This is a genomic window from Nocardia heshunensis (assembly GCF_054782115.1).
The window spans coordinates 186,942-204,285 of the sequence record NZ_BAAGTC010000026.1 but is presented as its reverse complement, the minus strand read 5'-3'; the positions used below and the strand labels follow the sequence as shown (position 1 = coordinate 204,285).

Sequence of the window (17,344 nt, the reverse complement as noted above, 5' to 3'; positions counted from 1 at the left end):
TCCCCCAGGCGATTGACACGGTGCTCCTCGTATCCCGACCTCCCAGTACACTCTGCACACCAGAAGCAAGATGTCACTGGCAGTTCGGTTTCGGTGGGGGGAATGCTCGACATGCGTCATGGCTATGGCCGACTACGGTCGGCCCGTATCGGGGTGCGCGCGGCAGCGGCCACAGCGTTGGTGGTGTCGGCCTTGGTGAGCGCCGGGTGTGGATCGGAATCCCATGCGGCCGACGACCAGAAGGCGGATGCCGGGAAAATGGACACCGGCAGCTACGCGACCAATCCACAGGATCCGACCACTCCGGACTCGGCGAAGCGCGGTCGGGTTCTCGAAGGAGCGCGGCTCGGCAATATCGTTCCCCTCGCATCGGACATAGATCCGACGCTGATCCACAATGCCCCGGTTACAAACGTATTCACCGATGCGAACTCGTTTGGTGGCCTCGTCAATGTTGATCACTTCGCCGACGATGCGAAGGGGTTCGTCGTCGGCTTCGCCACCAGCGGACATCCTGCCGAGGATGCCTCCCTCGGATACACCCTCACCAACGCCGTCATGATTTTCGACAGTGACGCGGCAGCCGCCGGAGCGGCGACCTCCCTCGCCCACAGTGGCCTCACCCTGCCGGGCGGCACGCAGGTCGATTCTGTGCAGTCGAGCCAGCATCCTGCGGCGCAGATCCTTTGGGCGCCGACCGAACAACGGCTCGCCTCCTGGTATCCGACCGGGAAGTACGTCATCTTCTCCATGATCGATCAGGTCGAGAACAAGTCGGTGGAGCAGGCCTTCGGCCTCGCACCCGATCCCGCCCCGCTGGCGTTGGCAGACAAGGCCATCGACGTCACGACAGCTGCCCTGAAATCATTTCAACCGACGGCGCCGGAACAGCTCTCCACTTTGCCGCTAGACCCAGATGGCATGCTGCGATTGACGCTCTCGCGCCCGAAGGGTGACCAGACTGTCGAGGCATTCTCCGGAACTTTCAACCAACACGGCATGCTTCACCTCGTCGGGAAGCCAGCTGACTACAAAGCCCTGTTCGACAAGACTGGGGTGGACAGCGTCAGTGACGGTGCGGGATTCCTCGTCCGAGCCAAGGATGCCGCGTCGGCACAGATTTTCGTCGACGGAGTCTCCGCTTCACGGTTCCAGAATCGGATCGACCCACCAGCTGGTCTCTCATCGGCTCGCTGTGTGCAGTACCACGGCCCCGACGAGCACGCGGCCCCCTTCCATTGCTATGTCTCACATGGCCGGTATGCCGCGACCGTTTGGTCCCAGCAGAAACAGGATGTGTACCAGCGGATCTCCGCGCAGTACGCCATTCTGGTCAACGACAAGTAGGGGGGCACATGAAGAGACCGAGCACCTACCGATCCACTGGGAGAACGGTTTTCAGTGCGCTCACACTGCTTTTGGTCACGGCATCGCTGACCGGATGCGGGAGCAAAACAGATGGTATAGCAACCTCGGGCGAGGTCGATGTGCGACAACTTCCAGTCGGCAACTACCCGACCGATCCACTCGACGTCCGCATTAACTACCAGCACAATGCCAACGACGGCAGGACTATCGCGATGGCGCGACTGGCCGACAACGTTGTCATCGGGCCTGATGTCGATTCGAAGTTCAGCCACGGTGTCATGGCCCAGTCGATCTACCCAGCGACCTCGGCACTAGGCACGTTATCTCGGGTCTTCGCAGGCCCGGTAAAGCCTGTGCTCGACGCAAACGGCATGATGTTCGGCTACACCGCTGCTGCGAGTACCCGTGACCTACCCAAGTCGCGCGCGGTCGATCAGTCCGACAATTTCAACCCGTTCGGTGGCGCACTTGGCGATCCACAGGCCACCGCGTTCAACGTGACCGTGCTGCAATTCCCTGACCAGCAGCGGGCTCAGAGCGCGGCTGACCAAATGGAGTCGGCCGACTTCGCCGTCGCTGCCGATCAAAATGTTCACGTCGTGCTCGACAAGCAGCCGAAAGCCAAGGCCCACTGGCGGCCAGGCGTTCCGTCTATGGCGGCGACAATCGCCGTCGGGCAGTACGCAGTGAATGTCTACGTTGCCCAACCCAATCCCGATTTCGATGGCTTGCGGACGCTCATCGAACAAGTGCTCGCGGCGCAGTTGCCTCTACTGGAGCAAGCACCCGCACTGTCACCACACGAGATCTTCCGGCTGGACTACGACCCGGATGCCATGTTGCGCAGAACCCTTCACCCGAAGAGCGGGCTGGAGATCGATCCCATCCACGAGGTCACTCACACGCCGCGAGGCCACCTCCACCTCCTATTCGATCAGGCGGCCTGGAAGCGACTACTCGACGATAGTGGTGTCGATCGTCTATCCACTGCCGGGAGTGGTGGCTTGCTACTTCGAGCTCGAGACGCCAATGCCGCCGAGAAGTTGTGGTCCGGAATCAACGCCACCGAAAACGGGTCCGTTGATGCACCCGAACACGTTCCAGGTGTTGCTTGCACGGCATACAAGGGGAACATCGGCCTCGCATGGTGGGGATACTACGACTCCACCAAACTCACGACATATATCTGCACCCTGCACTACGACCGCTATGTAGCACGCGTGGGCAGCCTCGATTTGGTATCCGCGCAGCAAATGGTCGCAGCACAGTACGCCCTACTGGCCAAGAGCCGGTATATGTAAGGAATTGGGATGAATATCGGACCGGGCACCATCATTCGCGGCTATCGCGTCGAGCGCGTACTCGGCGCGGGAGGCATGGGCACGGTGTATCTGGCCAAGCATCCGGAGCTACCGCGCTGGGACGCGCTCAAAGTCCTCAGCCCACAGTACAGCCAGGACGCCGAGTACCGGGCACGGTTCGAGCGGGAGGCGAATCTCGCTGCGGCCCTGGATCATCCCAACATCGTCTCGATTTACAATCGCGGCGAAGACAACGGGCAACTCTGGATCGCGATGCAGTACGTGAACGGCATCGACGCTGCGGCGGCCGCCGAACAGGACCCCCGTTCGATCACGCCGTGGCGCGCGCTGCACATCGTCACGGAGGTCGGACGGGGCCTCGACCATGCACACCGTAGGGGGTTGCTGCACCGCGACATCAAGCCCGCGAACTTCCTACTGTCCATGGGCGACAACGGTGAAGAGCGAGTGCTGCTCACCGATTTCGGCGTCGCGAAGTCCACCGAGGACACCAATGAGCTGACCCAGGCGGGTGGTTTCGTAGCGACAATCGCCTACGCCTCGCCGGAGCAGTTGAGTGGAACACGGCTGGACCATCGCGCCGATATCTACAGCCTCGCGTGCTCGTTCTTCCGCCTGCTGACCGGTCAGAACCCTTATCCGGGAACGCAACCCGCAGTGGTGATGATGGGTCACATCAGCGAACCGCCACCACGGATCACGGCTGTGGATCCAACACTTCCAGCGGCGGTCGATGACGTTATCGCCGTCGCGATGGCGAAGGATCCAGCGGACCGGTTCGATACGTGCCACGAGTTCACCACCGCACTCAAATCTGCACTCGAATACGGCGTTTCCGGCCTGAACATGCAAACCCTGTCGCATACTCGCCCCCCGGCGAACGCCGAATCCATTGCTCCGGAATCCATTGGACCGACGAAAACGGTAGCGCGCAAACGCACCTGGCTCATCGGCGGTGTCGCGGCGACCGTCATTGCGTTGGCTGCAGGGGCAGGTATCTGGGCGACACAGCAGAACTACACATCAGCTGCGCCCCGTAGCCCACTGGCAGATGCCAGGTCCCAGAACCCGGTCTTCAACAGCAAATCAATTGTTGTGGTCGATGTTTCGGGCCAGAGTGGCAGCAACGTCGAGCTGGATGTTCAGCTGAAGCCGGGTCCTCAATCGAAATTCCTCGAGGACCTCGGCTTCGCCTACAGCCCGAACTTCCTCCGAAAGGGAGACGAGCCGAACCCCCGCCCGATCGGATCTGGTTTCAATACCCAGTACGACGTGCTTCGGTCCATCAGTACCGGGTATGTACTCGCCGTACGCAGCGACACCGACGCGGGTGGCGGCGGTCTGGTGAATCTCCCTTCGGCGATGACCGGGAGTAAGGCGTCGGTCATCGTCCTCGACGACCCGGCCGCAGTCACCGCGATCCGCCAATGGTCGGACAACTCTGAACAAATCCTGCTCGACAAGCTGCTGCCGATCCTGCGCAAGACCGTCACGTAGATCCGGCTCGGCTACTTGGGGCATGCCTTGTCGCACAAGGGCGGCAAGGTATCCCAGCTCTTCTGGGCGTCCTCTACGGACAAGGTCGGACCGGACATCAAAGCACCCACGATCGAATACGGTGCCAGGTGGGGTTTGGTATCCAGACCCAAAATCTGCGCCGTCTTCATATCCGGGATGCTGTATCGAATGCCGTTGTCGGCAATGTAATACAGGCCGTCGCGTTCCTGACTGCCCGGTTTGACGCCGGTCGTCCGCACGAATTCGCCTGTGGACGGCGCTACGTAGACCCCGTTGAGCCGGACACCAGCTGTACCGTCGGCCGTCGCCAGCGCGACCGGCGCTTGCGAATCGCTCAGCGGCCAGCGCGTACCGACCAACAGTTGCACCGAGGCCCAGTCGGCCGGACTTTCCGTGGCATCGGACTGATCCTTGCCGTATCCGGCCTTCTTCGACCAGGTGATGCAGGCGACCGGGTTCTCCGAGGCGGAGATGATCTTCGGTGCGACAGTGGGGAAATCGTCGACGGGCAGGCCCGGGTCGTTCTTGTCGCTCGCGTGCTTCTGCTGGATTCCGGCGATCATGTCCGGCGTCACCGAGGTGAAGCCGTCAGGATTCTGGTTCTTCGAGTTCGCGAACGTGATGAACTGGGCTGTGAACAGGGAAACTCGCTGAATCGCATTGTCCAGCACTACATATAGGTCCGACCGACCTGAACCATCCATGGCCGCGACCTTGATGATGCTGCCGACCTTCACGCCGTTGAGTCGCCCCGGTCCGTCATTGTCACCGGCATGCGGGATGGTCGGAGCGACCAGCGGTGGCACGCTGACACCCGCGGCGACCATGTTCGCCGAAACCGGCCGCGCGGTGGATAGATCGAGCACCTGCGCGAGCGCCTTCTGCGTCACGGCGTCGTTCTGCGGATTGACCTCGGCGATCTTCCCGTCGTAGATCAGGTAGGTGTGGACCAGGTCCTTGTTCTTGTCGTCGGCCCGCTTCACAAGGACAGCGGAGCCTGGATCAGCCACATTGACATGGTCATTGAGGTGCAGGCTCCCGGCCATCACCACGGTTTCCGCACCCGTCGACGAAGCTGAACCGCCGGACGCCGACAGCGGGATCTTGTCGCACAGCGTCCACTGTGATTGGTCACCTTGCCCGCTGCCGGGCAAAGCGGCTGGTACGCCAGGGATTCCGCGGATGGGACCGCGCGGAACAGTGTTGAGCTTGCTGTCCTTGACCGAGGTCGGCTTCTCGGCGGTACCCGAGAGCAGGCGCGCCGACGCGAGATTCAGCGTCGGGAACAAGGTCATCTTGTTCTTGTCGTCCTTGTCCCGGACGACGGTATAGAGCGCACCGCTGTCTTTGCCCATGACGATGTTCGCATTGCCGATGGAGCCCTGCGGGCGAATGAAAGCCATGATCGCGGCACCCGCGACCACCAGCACCGCGAGAACCGCTCCGACCATCAGCGATCGGAACTGCGACCGCATCGGGTCGTGCAGCATCCGCACATCGCGGCGTACCAATGCGTGGTCGAGCCTGCGCAGCAGGAAGCGGTACCCATTGACCTGGGCACGGGTGGTCAATTGGGCTGGCACTAACCAAATCCTCCGTCGAACCGGGAGCTACGGGCACAAAGACTACGGGGGTGCCGTCCAACGACAGCGCACCCCTCCGAAGTGGAGGGGCGCGCTGTCGCGAGTGGCACTGCTATCCCTCGTCAGGCGAAGGAGTTGCCGACCTTGGCGTCTGCCGCGAGAGCGTTCGACAGCGCGCTCTCGACCGCCTTGGTCACGTTGTCGAGCGTGGTCAGGCACTTGTCGGCGTACGCCTTGTCCCAGTCGGACTTCGCCGCGATGACGGACTGCAGCGCACCGTTCTCCGCGCCGCTGTTCGGGTCCGACCACGCCTGCTTCAGCTTCTCGACCGCCTGGCCGAGGTCACTGGAGGTGTCGACCGCGGCGGTACCGTCACCGGCGACCGCAACCAGGTCACGGTGGAACTGACGGAGCTGGTCCGCCAGGTGGGTCATTCCAGCCTTGTCGTAAAGCATTTCAAATCCTTTGCATGTGTTGGGGAAGGTGGGGTGGGCGCGAGTCTCTGCTAGAGGTTCGTAAGGGCGGCCGTGAAGTCGTCCTTGTTGGAGGCGTCCACGTTCGAGAACACGTCGGTGCCCGCACCGACCTTCTCCTGGAATTCGTCCATCGCACGGTTCAGCGCCTGAGCTTCGTTGTCCCAGGACACCGCAGCGGTGTTGAACGCGCCCGCGGCCTCACCCTGGAAGCTGCTCTTGGAAGAGTCGACCGTATCGGTGATCTGCTTGAGGATGCCCTTGATCGAGGCGACTACGTCGGCCATGTGGCTCTGCGCGGCCTTGGCAACTTCCGCTTCATTTGCAACCATCGTCTGTACCTTGCCTTTTCTTGGGATGGATAGGCGATGCGTTGCGCATCACCGGTTCGGGGTGAACAGCTGTCGGTGGGTCACGCCGGACTCACGCCAGCCACCTCCCCCCAGGCAGCGAGTCGATCAGAGTTGAGATCGACTGCGCGATACGGTGATCACTGCCCGGTGTCAGCGTGGACCAGAGTGTCTGGTCCGGGGCGACCCCCGGTGCGGCCACGATGCGGCCCCGTGCGGTGTCGTAGACAGCGACGGCTCCGGGCGATCGGTCTGTGAGGCCGTCGGCGTAGGCGTAGGCCACGATTTCGGCGTAGGAGTTGGTCGAGGAGAGGGCGAGGCCGTAGGCCGTGGCGTCGGTATCGGGGACGCCGAGGTTGTAGACGGTGCTCGCGTAGTCGGCGGAAGTCGTTGCGGTGTCGAGGCGTTCGGCCAGATCGACGGATTCGGCGCTGAAGGCGGCCAGTTCGGCGGGCGGGCAGTGGCCGAGCGCGTCGAGGAGCGGGCGGGACAGGGAGTCGCCGGTGCCGTCGGACCACAGGGGGTGGATGTCGAGGGAGTCGCCGCGGCGGATGGCCACGGCGTGGTGCTCGGCGCGGCGGGCCACGCAAACGCGAACGGCACCTTCGGCCGTGTGGACCCGCATGGCTAGTTCACGCTCGGGCGAGGAGAGCACGAACAGTGCTGTGGCGGTGTCGGAATCGACGTCACCGTGGGCGTCGATGATGCGACGGGCGCGTAGGTCCTTGCGGGCCTGTTCCTGCGCCTGTTCCCACTCTGTGTACGAATCCTGTTGCGGGCCTACGGATAGCACCAGGGGCAGGGTTTGCACACCCAGGTGTCCGGCCAGCGCGATCATGCCGTCGTTGGTCAGCGTCGTCACGATGCCGCCCCCTGACGAGTGCCGGAATCGCCATCACCGGAGGCACTTTCGGAGCCGGTGCTACCGGCATTGAACGCGATGTCGACCGGGGGACGCTGCGCGGCCGGGTCCACGCCGCCGAGCACGGCGGGCGCGACCTGCATGCCCGAGGTGAGACCCAGCTCGGCGTCACCGGTGGGTGCGCCGACGAGCCCGGCGCGCGGGATGTGTTCCTCGTCGCTGTCCTGGCCCGCGCCGCCCATCGCGGTAGGCGCCATGGCAGTGCCGGTCGTCTGGACCGTAACCGGCTGTGTCGCAACGCGTTGCGTAGTGGATTCCTCCGCCTGGACGGTGGTGTTCGCACGCAAGGTCGACAGCGGCATCGGCGGCAGGTTGAGCGACCCGAGGGACAAGGTCGGCATCGAGGGCATCGCGGGTGTCGGCGCCTCCGGCGTCTCCACCGGTGCGGCCGGCTGCTCCGTGGGCGTCAGCCCGGCGGTGACCTGCGGCGGCGCTTCGTGCTCCCACGGCTTGGCCAGTGATTCGGTGGCCGCCTCGTAGGTCCGCATCACCCGGGCCGCTTCAGCTTTCGCCTTCTCGGCGTCGGCATCGGTCCCGGCCAGTCCGCCGAGCAGCGGCAGCCCGGCCGCGAGCCCGAGCTGCTGCATCAGCTGCTGGATGTCCTTGAGCTTCTCGACCTCGTCGACATCGGGCATCGTCAGTTTCGCGAGTTCGTATGCGGCCGCGTGTGATTCGGCCTGCACCGCATTACCGGCCGCGGCCGACGCGGACGCGCCTAACCAGTCCCGGAGCGCCTTGATGCGCTCGATGAACGGCCCGCTGTTCTTGGATTCCCAAGCACTGTCGAGGATTACGAGAATCCGCTCGTATTCGAGTGCCGCCGCCGCGAAACCCGCGCTCAAACGCGTCCACGCGAGACCGGCCTCGGCGGCGGGTACCGCACCGGCACCCGTCACCAGGTCACGCGCCAGCTGCTCGGGCGGTCGGGATTCCCAAACCGTCTCGGTGAAGCCGGGTTTCGTCGGTTCCAGCATCGAAGAAGTGCTCCGCTCAGGCGAACCCGAGGACGGACTGGTCCTCGACCCGGCCGAAGGCGTCGAACTGGCTGCGCAGCGTGGAAGCCAGGTTGCGCAGCTCGGTGACGCCGTCGCCGCCGGAGTTCACGAAGGACGCCGCCACCGCGTTGAGGGTCTGCGCGGCGCGCTGCGACACCTCGTCGGCCCCGGCCGGCGCGAAATCGAGCTTGGCCTGCTCGACGCCGAGTCCGCCTGCGATGCGGTCGGCCAGCGCGTCCAGCTGGGCCGCGGCATCGCGGGCGGTCGAGGCGTCGAAGCGCAGACCGTCGAATGCGTTGGTGCTCATGCCAATCCTCCTGTTACCCCTGGCTATTGCGTGTTACAGCGTGAGTGCCTTGTCCGGCGGCTCTTCTATCGCCTCGATGGCGCCGACGACCGGCAGCACCACGCCCTCGATGACACCGACGACCTCGTCGCCGTGTGCGCCGGTGACGAGTCCGGAACGATCCGAGGTGGACTCTTCGTCGGCCGCGCCGGCCCGGCCCGCGGCACCGGAGGCACCGCCCATGCCCGGCGACGTGGTGGCCGTGGTACGACCGTTGGCCTCGGTGGTGGTCTTGGGAACGCCCGCGCCTGAAGTAACCTCGCCCGTCGGAATCCGGTTGGCGCCCAACGTACTTGCCGGTGTCGCGGTGGTGGGTGTGCCACCACCGAAGAGGGTACTGAGCGGGCTGCCACCACCGCCATCGGTTTTGGTGGTGTCCGGGCTGTCGGTCTTCTTCTCGTCGTCGGTCTTGGTGGTGGTGACCGTCGGCGTGTTGGTCTTGGCGTTCGTATTCGTATTGGTGTTGGTGTTCGTGTTGTTGTTCGAATTGCTGTTGCTCAGAGCCGAACTGAGGTCGCTGGCGCCGGTCGACACCACCGACGCGCCCTTCTCGACCACCTTCTCGGCCACGGTCGGGGCGACGCTGGTGATGGGCTGCAGCGCGGTGCCGACCATGTTCACCAGCGACTCGATATTGGACGCGAACGGCGCGCCCGCGATCATGATCTTCGTTCCGGCTTCCGCGATCTGGGCGGTGCTGCCCGCGAGCTGCATGCTCGTCTTCGCGGCGATGCCGATGCCCGCGTTGATCGTCGTGGTCGCGGTCGCGATCAGCCACGGAATACCGGCGGGAGTCGCCAGCAGCGCGACGGCTCCGGTCACCTGCGCGATGAATTGCGCGATGAGAGCGGTCATTTCGCCGTAGCCCTCGGCGACGATCGCCTGGGCGGCGGCCAGGATGATGTGCTGCTGCGTACCCTGAGCGGCCACCTCGCCGCTCTGCGCCTCGACCGTATTGCTCTTGTCCTGAGCGGCGGTCGCGGCGTCACCGGTCCAGGAGTTCATGACCGTACTGGTCGCCGACTTGCTCGCCGACGTGGCCGAAGTCAGCGCGCTGATCAGCGAGGTCAGGATGCTCGCCGGATTGAAACTGCTGCTGGTGCCGGTGCCGAACGACTGCAGCAGGCTGGTGACCGGCGAGATCAACGACGTCAGATCGATCGTCGGCAGCGTGGGTAGCTGTATGCCCGATAGATCCGGCAGGCTGATCGACGGGAGCTGCGGCAACTGCGGCATCCCGATATTGCTCAATACGTCGGCGACCGGCGTATCGAGGTATGGACCGATCGGACTGCCGCGAAGCTCGTCCAGAACAGTCGGATTCGAAGGACTGGTCACAGCACCGACGAGAGGAAGCTGGCAGCCGAGGTCACTTCATTGGTGCCGTAGGCGCCGACGGCCGCGTAGGCAGTGGTCGCCGTGTTCGCGTGCACCGCGGCGATCTCCGCCGAGGACATCAGGAAGTTGCCCTGTGCGACAGCGAAAGCCGCCAGGAACTCCTGACCGATGAGCCCGAACACCGGCACGGCCTGCGCGAGCGAAGTCGCCACATCCGCCGCCGCCGACCCCGCGACCTGCGTCGCGATAGCCGCCTTCTGAGTGCCGTACGCCAAGATGGGCGCGAAATCCGCCGCCACGTGATCAGCCATCAGTGTCCCTCCCACTACCTTTGATCTTGCACAGGATACAAGTACGAAATTTCTTGTGCCAGACCGCAAGATGCAAACTCTGGCTCAATCTTGTGTAAACAAACCGGCCTACTCGGCCAGCTCCTCATTGAACCGGTTCACGATCTCGGCCCGCCGCTCGAACGCCCGCCGCGCCGCCTGCGCCGCCGTCGTCACCACGGCCTGCTCGAACTCCCCCGGCGTCATCCGACTCACAGCACTACTGAACTGCAGATCCTTGAGCGCCCCGTTCCCGTCGACCTCGGCCATCACAGCCCCGTCCTCGGACGTCTCCCGCCCCCGAACCGCAGCCATCTGCTCCGCCAAGTCCTGAAACCGATACAGCTGCCGCCGAACCTGCTCCTGCAACTCATCCATCGACGAAACCACGAGCGCCCTCCCTACACCGACCTGAGCCAACTCTGCGGCTCAGTATCGTAGTCCTGCTCCTCAACGATTTCCTGCCGAGCGACTTCGGCCTCGGTCGGCAACCCGGCCCTGGCGATGCTCTCAGCATCAAGCCCGGCCTCCTCCAACTGCTTCCGCAGCGCGAGACCAGCCCGGTTGGCAGCCTTCTGACACAGCCGAAGGATCTCCCCCGCGAGCTGCGTCGGATCCCGATGCAGCTCATTGGATTCGACCTTCACCGCAAGCGGCAGCCCCTGGTTGGTAGCCCGCACCCGAATCGACCCGGACGAATTGGCAACAACCAGCGAGGCCCAATCCTCCCCGCCAGCACCAGAACTGACCGTCCCCGACTCAGTCACGCCGAACTCCCCTCCAGTTAGCTATGCGTATCAGTACCATATGACGTCGCGCGGAGGCCAGGTATATTCCTCCGCTCGAGATCCCGGTCACCCGCGCTCTTCCTTGATCACTCGAATCACCTCGGCAATACGGTTGTTGATCATCGACGTCAGCCGCTTGACATCGACCGAGGTTGCCTTCCATGGAGGCGCGTGGAGTATGGCGTACCGCCCGTCATCCGGTAGATCGCGCCACTCCACTCGGTGACTGCTTATGCCACGCGGTCCGTACTTCGATTGGCCTTGAACAACATCGATCGTGCCGATCAGGCCGAGCTGTCGGTGCAGAAACCGTTGAGACCGCCGCAGGAGGTCATCCTGTGATTCCGCGCCTACGGCTGAGATTCCATAGCTGTAATCGACATCGTCCGTGGCTTCATGGGGCGGTGCCAGGGGAATCTCTGGCACCCGCCCGGGTTCAACCAGAGGCAAGGCCGCGACAAGCTCGTCCGCCAGGCACAGTGGATCGCATTCGGTCACAATGAAACTGCCACCGCTCGCGTGACTTTCTGAACCTACCTGTTTCACCACGAAGCCAAAGCCGCGCTTACGAGCAGCAAGCATCCTGATCCGACAGGACAGATCATTTGGATTCTGAGGATCCCAGCCGTGCGCGACCAGCCGTATATCCGGAGCCGAGAGCGTATCCATTACGGCAGCGAAGGGGCCTTTGAGAACCTCCTCCAGCCGTTCGGCCGCCTGTCGCTTTTCCCTCAGATAGTCGTAATACATCGGTGTGCTACTGATGAATTCGAACGGTTCAGGAAGGGAGTCTCCTACGAGCCGTTCCCAGAGCACGAGAAACTCGAGATCCTCGAACTGCCAGCTACGCATTACTTTTCAGCCACCGGAGTAACTGCGGCAGGGGCTTCACCAAGCACTTCCTCGAAATTTTCGAGGTTGGTGAGGAACTGAGGGCGCTTGTGTTCCTTGCCCTGCCCCTGCGAGCCGGCCGCACCCATCGGCGAACCACCCATCCCGCTCGAGGTTCCCGAGGACGACGTCGACGATGTGGATGCCAGTCCCGCACGCGATGCCGTCGCAGTTTCCCCTTCGACTTCCGTCTCGGTCGCCGACGTGGGAGTAGCCGCCTTCGGGGACGGTTGCGTCTTCGGTGTCTGGGGTGCGCCCGTTGGCGTGCCACCCGTCGGGCTGCCGCCGGTCGGAGTTCCGCCGGGGCTGTCGGTCTTCGGAATCAGGCCGAGGTTCTGCAACTGCTGCGTCAGCTGATCGGTCGGGTCGGTCGTCTTTTCCGTGGTCTTCGTCTGTGTTAAAGCAGTCTGGACCGCCGACGCGATCTTCTCCGCGCCCTGTTCCGCGGCGGTGATGCCCGCCTGAATCACCGTACTGGCCTGCGTGATCAGCGTCTGCAGCGTCGTGTCCGTCGTTGTGGTCGGAGTGTCCGTCTTGGTGGGGTTGGCGGGATCAGTATTCTTCGGATCCGTGTCCGTGGGAACCGTGGGGGTACTGGGCGAGCCCGGAGTTGAAGGGGTGCCGCCCGGAGTGGTGCCGGGCGTGGTGCCAGGAGTAGTCCCGGGGGTCGTTCCAGGCGTCGAAGGGGTACCGTCCGTTGGCGATTCGATTGCGCGCAGCTGAGTGTTGTACTTGATGATTCCGGCTATGTAGTAGCTGTCGCAGTCGTATTGGTAACCAAGCAAACCCTTCGCCTGGACACTTGCCGGTAGACCAGGAAGCAGAAGCGTCGACGAAGAGGACGGCGCGTTCTCGGTCTGCGGCATCAGCGGTTTGGTCGTTTTCAACCACGCGGCGGCCTCGAGCAAGTCGCCCCCGACCTGCCCCGTCACCGTAGATAGCGCTTTGCCATCCGAGACAACCTTGTTGACAGCCCCGATAGCACTGCCGGCCGATTTTCCCACCCAACCGTCTTGAATACCTTTGTCGACAGCAGTACTTCTGAACTCCTCGAAGTACGCGAAGACCTCCCCAGACATCCAGGTCCAATGGCGCGCAGCCAGTACCACCGGGTCAGGCTTGATGCTCTGCCCGAACTTGAAAAGCTCGTTCCAGTTCTTGTTGTAGGGATTTTCGGGTTGTACAGCACGATAATCTGCAGGTGCCGCATAGACTTTCGAGATTTCGGACTCCAACGGGAGCTGAATATCCGTAAGGTAAGGCTTTGGCGTGGCAACAGAATCCCACGCTTTAGCGGGATCCGGTAACGGATTCGAGAAGCCGCCCGGCACAGTCGTCATCGCGATCTTGGCAAAGCTGGCCGCCGACTCGCCGTCAACTGCCGCGAAAGTCTTTGCGGCCTCCTTGAACGTGCCGGCCATGCTCTGAACGATGCCGATGTGTGCGCCTAAGGCCGTGTCCAGGTCATCGGCGAGGCTGGAGTACTGTTCCGCAAGTCTGACCCCGGAATGGAAGTCGCCATCCGGTCCAGCAAACGCGCCGAGGTCCTTGACGTCCTTCGTCGATTGCCGCAGCGCAAGTAGATGCCCGATCAGAGTGCTGCACGCGTTGAGGGCCGTCGCCGCCGCGTCGGCCTTGAACATGAGCGTGTCCGTGCCGATCCCCGACTGAAGCACGCTCCACGAAGGGATGTCTCCCACCGAAGCCCCCGATTCTCTCGATCTCGACATCTGCGACTGCCGGAAGCCATCCGAATCCGACCTCGACCGACATCGGGGCCTGGATACGATTGCACTGGTGGATATTCCGTCGGCCGATCGCATCGCCCCCGAGGCGGACAAGGGCCGACGCTACCACGCCGGATCGGCACCGGCTCGCCCTCGCGCTGGCCGATCGCTTCCACGAGCATCTGATAGCGTGGCGCCGCAAGCGGGAGTTAAGGGGCACTGCTAGTGGATACAAATGGCGGGATTCCGATCGGGTCACCAACGGCTCCGACACTGCACGGTGGCGGATACCAACAGTTCCCGACACCTCAGCCACCGCAGTCTCGATCACGCGGCTATCTCTGGCCGTTAACCGCTGTATTCGCCACATCCACCATTTGGGCTGGTGCGCTGTTCGGCATCCACATGATGAACAAACCAGCGTCTAGCGCATATCTGGCAACGAAGCCCGACATTCGTGGTTACCACGTGGTGGACGACCTGTGCAAGGCGACCAACCTCTCCCCGGTCGAAGCTGCCGGCTTCAAGGTCTCGGCGTCGCCCGTCTCGCCCCCTGCCGCCTTCGTACAACGCCATTCAGCCATGGACGCGGCAAAGTGTGAAATGACCTATGAAAAGGGCAATCTCGCAACCGTGTTCGTGACGACCACCGCGGTTGTACACAAGGAAAGCAATCCGCTTCCAGCCTTCCGACAAGAGTTAGATATCGCGAAGACCGAGTCGGGAGGCAGCTCCGACGAATTCCAGGAAGTGACCGGCCTGGGCGACGCGGCATACGTCAGTTACGACAATTTTGGATCCAAGGCAATGACTGTGACCGTCCTCGACGGCTGGTTCGTCTACTCGGTGGCCTGGACACCCTTGTCGAACGTCTCGACAGGGCAGGCCGACGCCTCCATGGCAGACAAGCGCCGAATCCTGACCGCGATTGCCACGACCAGCATGCCCATGCTTCGCAAGTGACGTGTGAGTCGACACCGGCGCACATCAGCCCCGAGGAACCAACGTGTCCAACCCTTTTCCGCCCCAACCACACATGCCGCCACAGGGACCGACCCGCCCGAAGGACCGTCGTTGGTTGTGGACAATTTGCGCAGTCATTGTCACCTCCGCACTGTGGGCGATCGGTGCGATCGCGACCGGCTACGTCGGAAAATCCAGTGTGAACACGGATGATCCGAACCCTCACGCCGATCTACGTGGCTATCACACGGTCGATGATCTCTGCACGGTGGCCAACCTCTCCGCGGTCACAGGCATGGGATTCTCGCTTCCATCGACAGCTTACGGACAACGAAATCCGACTGCGTCCACAACCAAACACCCTGTCTCCGACCGCATGATCTGCAACGTCGTGTTCGACGTGCCAGGCTTGAAGCCAACCGATTCGGCGCACGCAACCCTGGGTATCGCCGTGATACTGAACAAGCAGCAAGATCCAGGCCCCGAGTTCGCAGCGGCGTATCAGTCGGAATACAAGGGAGACTTCGGCCCTACCTCTCCGCAGCCCAAGATCACGAAGATCACCAGCACGGGCGATGACGCGTTCCAGACGATCTACCCCAATCCGACCCAAACCCAGCGAACCAGTGTGCAGTTGCAGATCCACGAGGGCTGGGTCGTCACACAGCTGACCTGGATGGAAGAGCTCGGTGGTGGTGAACCCGGTCTACTGCCATCGGAAACCGATGCGAACGCGATGTTGCTGAAGGTCGCCGAGGCGACTCGGATCAAATTGCGTACATGATCGCCATCATGGCTTACGTGTGCGGCAGTGGTGTCTCGACGGCAAGCTTGCCCAGCAGGTTATTCGCGGCTGCGGCAGCCTGAGAATCATTGGGCAGCCATGGAATCGAATACGACACGATGGTGTCAGGGCGTAGCGAAGGGGCCAACTTCGAGCCGCAGGTTGCGAAGCAGGGCTGGCGTTCGCTGAAGAGGGACGTGATCTGGTCGGGCTTGTATCCCTTCGCAGTCAGCTGGCTCAGCAGGTCCTCTTCGGAACGGTCCACGGGATTATCTCCTTGGGAGTCGCCGGAGCCCAGGATCAAATCGCCGTTCTGCGGGTCATTCCAGCCGGGAACCACGGCGACAAGGAGATTGGCTCCGGAAGGAGTGTTCCGCGAGCGGCGGGCGCTATCCGCGGCTTGGCTGAGGTTTTCGCTTCCGTACGGAATTTGCCGATATGTGCAGGACTGTCCACATGTATCCCGGGTGCGACCGGAACCCTGTTCGGCACGAACGGTGGTGACCAGGCGGTCGATCTCGGCCTGCACCATCGCACTCGCTTGGACGTCGACATGACTCCTGATGTCGATGGGGTAATCGACAGTGATATCGCGGTTTTCGGCGCGCGCCTGCGCATCTACCTTCGCCTGATTGCGGGCGTTGATCCCCGCGATGATCGGAGCAACACTGCCGTCGACACAAGCCATCACGGAACTTCCATTGATAGGAAGGGTTTGGGTTGTGGAGCAACCACTGCTGGGCTGTCCATCGATAGTCAGCGACGCCCTCATTACTGCGGAGACGTTGCCTGATAGTCGAGCACCCTGCGCCGCGGTTGTGACGGTCGAGACCGTTGCCGACACAGTGCAACTGTCATTGGTGCACTTCAGATCTCCGGACTGCTGAAAGTTGAACTGCACGCCGACATCCACGGCATCGGTCAGCGTCTGGGTTTGCGCAATGACGTCATTGAAGGCTTGTTCCCGGTCGGCGGGTGTCATGACAGTGAAGACGATCGGGCCCTGGGACTGATCCACCACCGCGTTCACGCCTCCCCCTGCAGTCGGTTCGACCGGGGTAGAAGTGGAAGTCTGCTGATCGGTGGTTCTAGGAATCCAGCGCAGGACCCGATACGGCGTGGTCGCCGAAACAGCCAGCGTGCCATCAGGTGTCGCGACCTCGTATGCCTGATCAGCGCCAACCTGAATGGGTGAGGCACCGATTCGTGGAAACGCGGTAGCACGATCCAGCGCACGCATCAGCCGGTCCGCCAACTGGTGTGGAGGCTGCGCCTCGGCTGGAACCAGCTTGGCGGGCAGCTCGGATCCGGTAACCCACTTACCCGCAACCGATGTGGGCGAGACCCCTGTCGGCAGATCCGAAAGTCGGCTGCCGTTGGGAGGTCTGACATACGTCTTGCCACCGACGCTCAGTACATCGACCTGCGGCTGCCCCGGCGCGGTCGCATTTCCGAGCGTCTCTCCCTCAGCGGTCACACGAACATCCCAGTTGCTTCCCCCCGAATCCGCCCCTGAGTAGTGCGCTACCCGCTGTGTCATCAGATCGAGGACCGCACTATAAAAGGGGACGGTATTTGCCGCGGCCCCAGCATGTCCCGACACAGCGGAGCATCCGGCCAGCGCTACGGCGGAGAGAACTGTCCCGA

Annotated in this window: 18 protein-coding genes; 5 read left to right on the top strand and 13 right to left on the bottom strand. The window is 62.9% G+C overall.

What is annotated here, in order from left to right; translation table 11 throughout:
- The first annotated feature begins 102 nt into the window (after positions 1–102).
- From ACYVN4_RS40975 to ACYVN4_RS40965, 3 genes are read left to right on the top strand one after another with little or no spacing between them, the layout of a single operon-like run.
- Complete coding sequence (locus ACYVN4_RS40975) at positions 103–1,347, top strand: DUF7373 family lipoprotein (protein ID WP_460728947.1); 1,245 nt, start codon at positions 103–105, stop codon at positions 1,345–1,347.
- Positions 1,348–1,355: 8 nt separating this feature from the next.
- Positions 1,356–2,669, top strand: a complete 1,314-nt coding sequence (locus ACYVN4_RS40970) for a DUF7373 family lipoprotein (protein WP_460728945.1) — start codon at positions 1,356–1,358, stop codon at positions 2,667–2,669.
- A 9-nt stretch (positions 2,670–2,678) separates the two neighbouring features.
- A complete protein-coding gene (locus ACYVN4_RS40965) occupies positions 2,679–4,187 on the top strand; it encodes a serine/threonine protein kinase (protein ID WP_460728943.1) in 1,509 nt (502 codons plus the stop codon).
- Between the two features lie 11 nt (positions 4,188–4,198).
- On the opposite strand, the gene eccB is transcribed toward ACYVN4_RS40965, so the two are convergent.
- The 12 genes from eccB to ACYVN4_RS40905 all read right to left on the bottom strand — a co-directional run bounded on the left by eccB (position 4,199) and on the right by ACYVN4_RS40905 (position 13,866).
- Positions 4,199–5,791: a type VII secretion protein EccB gene (eccB, locus tag ACYVN4_RS40960; protein WP_460728941.1), complete on the bottom strand. Its 1,593-nt coding sequence runs from the start codon at positions 5,789–5,791 to the stop codon at positions 4,199–4,201.
- A 122-nt stretch (positions 5,792–5,913) separates the two neighbouring features.
- Entirely contained in the window at positions 5,914–6,246 is a 333-nt protein-coding gene (locus tag ACYVN4_RS40955) for a hypothetical protein (protein ID WP_460728939.1), read from the bottom strand.
- Between the two features lie 50 nt (positions 6,247–6,296).
- On the bottom strand, positions 6,297–6,596 hold the full coding sequence (locus ACYVN4_RS40950) for a WXG100 family type VII secretion target (RefSeq protein ID WP_460728937.1): 300 nt from the start codon (positions 6,594–6,596) through the stop codon (positions 6,297–6,299).
- A gap of 91 nt (positions 6,597–6,687) precedes the next feature.
- Positions 6,688–7,476, bottom strand: a complete 789-nt coding sequence (locus ACYVN4_RS40945) for an ESX secretion-associated protein EspG (protein ID WP_460728935.1) — start codon at positions 7,474–7,476, stop codon at positions 6,688–6,690.
- Positions 7,473–8,510: a PPE domain-containing protein gene (locus tag ACYVN4_RS40940; protein WP_460728933.1), complete on the bottom strand. Its 1,038-nt coding sequence runs from the start codon at positions 8,508–8,510 to the stop codon at positions 7,473–7,475. Before ACYVN4_RS40940 ends, ACYVN4_RS40945 begins: the two co-directional genes overlap by 4 nt.
- Before the next feature lie 16 nt (positions 8,511–8,526).
- Positions 8,527–8,838, bottom strand: coding sequence for a PE family protein (locus tag ACYVN4_RS40935; protein ID WP_460728931.1), 312 nt, complete (start codon positions 8,836–8,838; stop codon positions 8,527–8,529).
- Positions 8,839–8,871: 33 nt separating this feature from the next.
- Positions 8,872–10,215, bottom strand: coding sequence for a hypothetical protein (locus ACYVN4_RS40930; protein WP_460728929.1), 1,344 nt, complete (start codon positions 10,213–10,215; stop codon positions 8,872–8,874).
- Positions 10,212–10,526: a hypothetical protein gene (locus tag ACYVN4_RS40925; protein ID WP_460728924.1), complete on the bottom strand. Its 315-nt coding sequence runs from the start codon at positions 10,524–10,526 to the stop codon at positions 10,212–10,214. The genes ACYVN4_RS40930 and ACYVN4_RS40925 overlap by 4 nt, the downstream gene beginning before the upstream one ends.
- Positions 10,527–10,634: 108 nt before the next feature.
- Positions 10,635–10,922, bottom strand: coding sequence for a YbaB/EbfC family nucleoid-associated protein (locus tag ACYVN4_RS40920; RefSeq protein ID WP_460728922.1), 288 nt, complete (start codon positions 10,920–10,922; stop codon positions 10,635–10,637).
- Between the two features lie 23 nt (positions 10,923–10,945).
- Entirely contained in the window at positions 10,946–11,311 is a 366-nt protein-coding gene (locus tag ACYVN4_RS40915; protein ID WP_460728920.1) for a hypothetical protein, read from the bottom strand.
- Between the two features lie 87 nt (positions 11,312–11,398).
- On the bottom strand, positions 11,399–12,184 hold the full coding sequence (locus ACYVN4_RS40910; RefSeq protein WP_460728918.1) for an ESX secretion-associated protein EspG: 786 nt from the start codon (positions 12,182–12,184) through the stop codon (positions 11,399–11,401).
- Complete coding sequence (locus ACYVN4_RS40905; RefSeq protein ID WP_460728916.1) at positions 12,184–13,866, bottom strand: hypothetical protein; 1,683 nt, start codon at positions 13,864–13,866, stop codon at positions 12,184–12,186. Before ACYVN4_RS40905 ends, ACYVN4_RS40910 begins: the two co-directional genes overlap by 1 nt.
- A gap of 309 nt (positions 13,867–14,175) precedes the next feature.
- Between ACYVN4_RS40905 and ACYVN4_RS40900 the strand changes: the two genes are divergently transcribed.
- The gene (locus ACYVN4_RS40900; RefSeq protein ID WP_460728914.1) at positions 14,176–14,913 is read left to right on the top strand and encodes a hypothetical protein; all 738 of its coding nucleotides are present in this window, start codon (positions 14,176–14,178) and stop codon (positions 14,911–14,913) included.
- 43 nt (positions 14,914–14,956) lie between these two features.
- The gene (locus ACYVN4_RS40895) at positions 14,957–15,697 is read left to right on the top strand and encodes a hypothetical protein (RefSeq protein ID WP_460728912.1); all 741 of its coding nucleotides are present in this window, start codon (positions 14,957–14,959) and stop codon (positions 15,695–15,697) included.
- 13 nt (positions 15,698–15,710) lie between these two features.
- Here the strand turns inward: ACYVN4_RS40895 and ACYVN4_RS40890 are convergent, their stop codons facing one another.
- Positions 15,711–17,174 (bottom strand): nucleic acid/nucleotide deaminase domain-containing protein, encoded by a 1,464-nt coding sequence (locus ACYVN4_RS40890; RefSeq protein WP_460728910.1) that lies wholly within the window; start codon positions 17,172–17,174, stop codon positions 15,711–15,713.
- Positions 17,175–17,344 lie beyond the last annotated feature (170 nt).

What these genes read in the sequence shown, in the direction of transcription:
- ACYVN4_RS40975 (WP_460728947.1), top strand. Translation starts at nt 103, where the DNA reads ATGCTCGACATGCGTCATGGCTATGGCCGACTACGGTCGGCCCGTATC.
- ACYVN4_RS40970 (WP_460728945.1), top strand. Translation starts at nt 1,356, where the DNA reads ATGAAGAGACCGAGCACCTACCGATCCACTGGGAGAACGGTTTTCAGT.
- ACYVN4_RS40965 (WP_460728943.1), top strand. Translation starts at nt 2,679, where the DNA reads ATGAATATCGGACCGGGCACCATCATTCGCGGCTATCGCGTCGAGCGC.
- ACYVN4_RS40955 (WP_460728939.1), bottom strand. Translation starts at nt 6,246, where the DNA reads ATGCTTTACGACAAGGCTGGAATGACCCACCTGGCGGACCAGCTCCGT.
- ACYVN4_RS40950 (WP_460728937.1), bottom strand. Translation starts at nt 6,596, where the DNA reads ATGGTTGCAAATGAAGCGGAAGTTGCCAAGGCCGCGCAGAGCCACATG.
- ACYVN4_RS40940 (WP_460728933.1), bottom strand. Translation starts at nt 8,510, where the DNA reads ATGCTGGAACCGACGAAACCCGGCTTCACCGAGACGGTTTGGGAATCC.
- ACYVN4_RS40935 (WP_460728931.1), bottom strand. Translation starts at nt 8,838, where the DNA reads ATGAGCACCAACGCATTCGACGGTCTGCGCTTCGACGCCTCGACCGCC.
- ACYVN4_RS40925 (WP_460728924.1), bottom strand. Translation starts at nt 10,526, where the DNA reads ATGGCTGATCACGTGGCGGCGGATTTCGCGCCCATCTTGGCGTACGGC.
- ACYVN4_RS40920 (WP_460728922.1), bottom strand. Translation starts at nt 10,922, where the DNA reads ATGGATGAGTTGCAGGAGCAGGTTCGGCGGCAGCTGTATCGGTTTCAG.
- ACYVN4_RS40910 (WP_460728918.1), bottom strand. Translation starts at nt 12,184, where the DNA reads ATGCGTAGCTGGCAGTTCGAGGATCTCGAGTTTCTCGTGCTCTGGGAA.
- ACYVN4_RS40905 (WP_460728916.1), bottom strand. Translation starts at nt 13,866, where the DNA reads ATGTTCAAGGCCGACGCGGCGGCGACGGCCCTCAACGCGTGCAGCACT.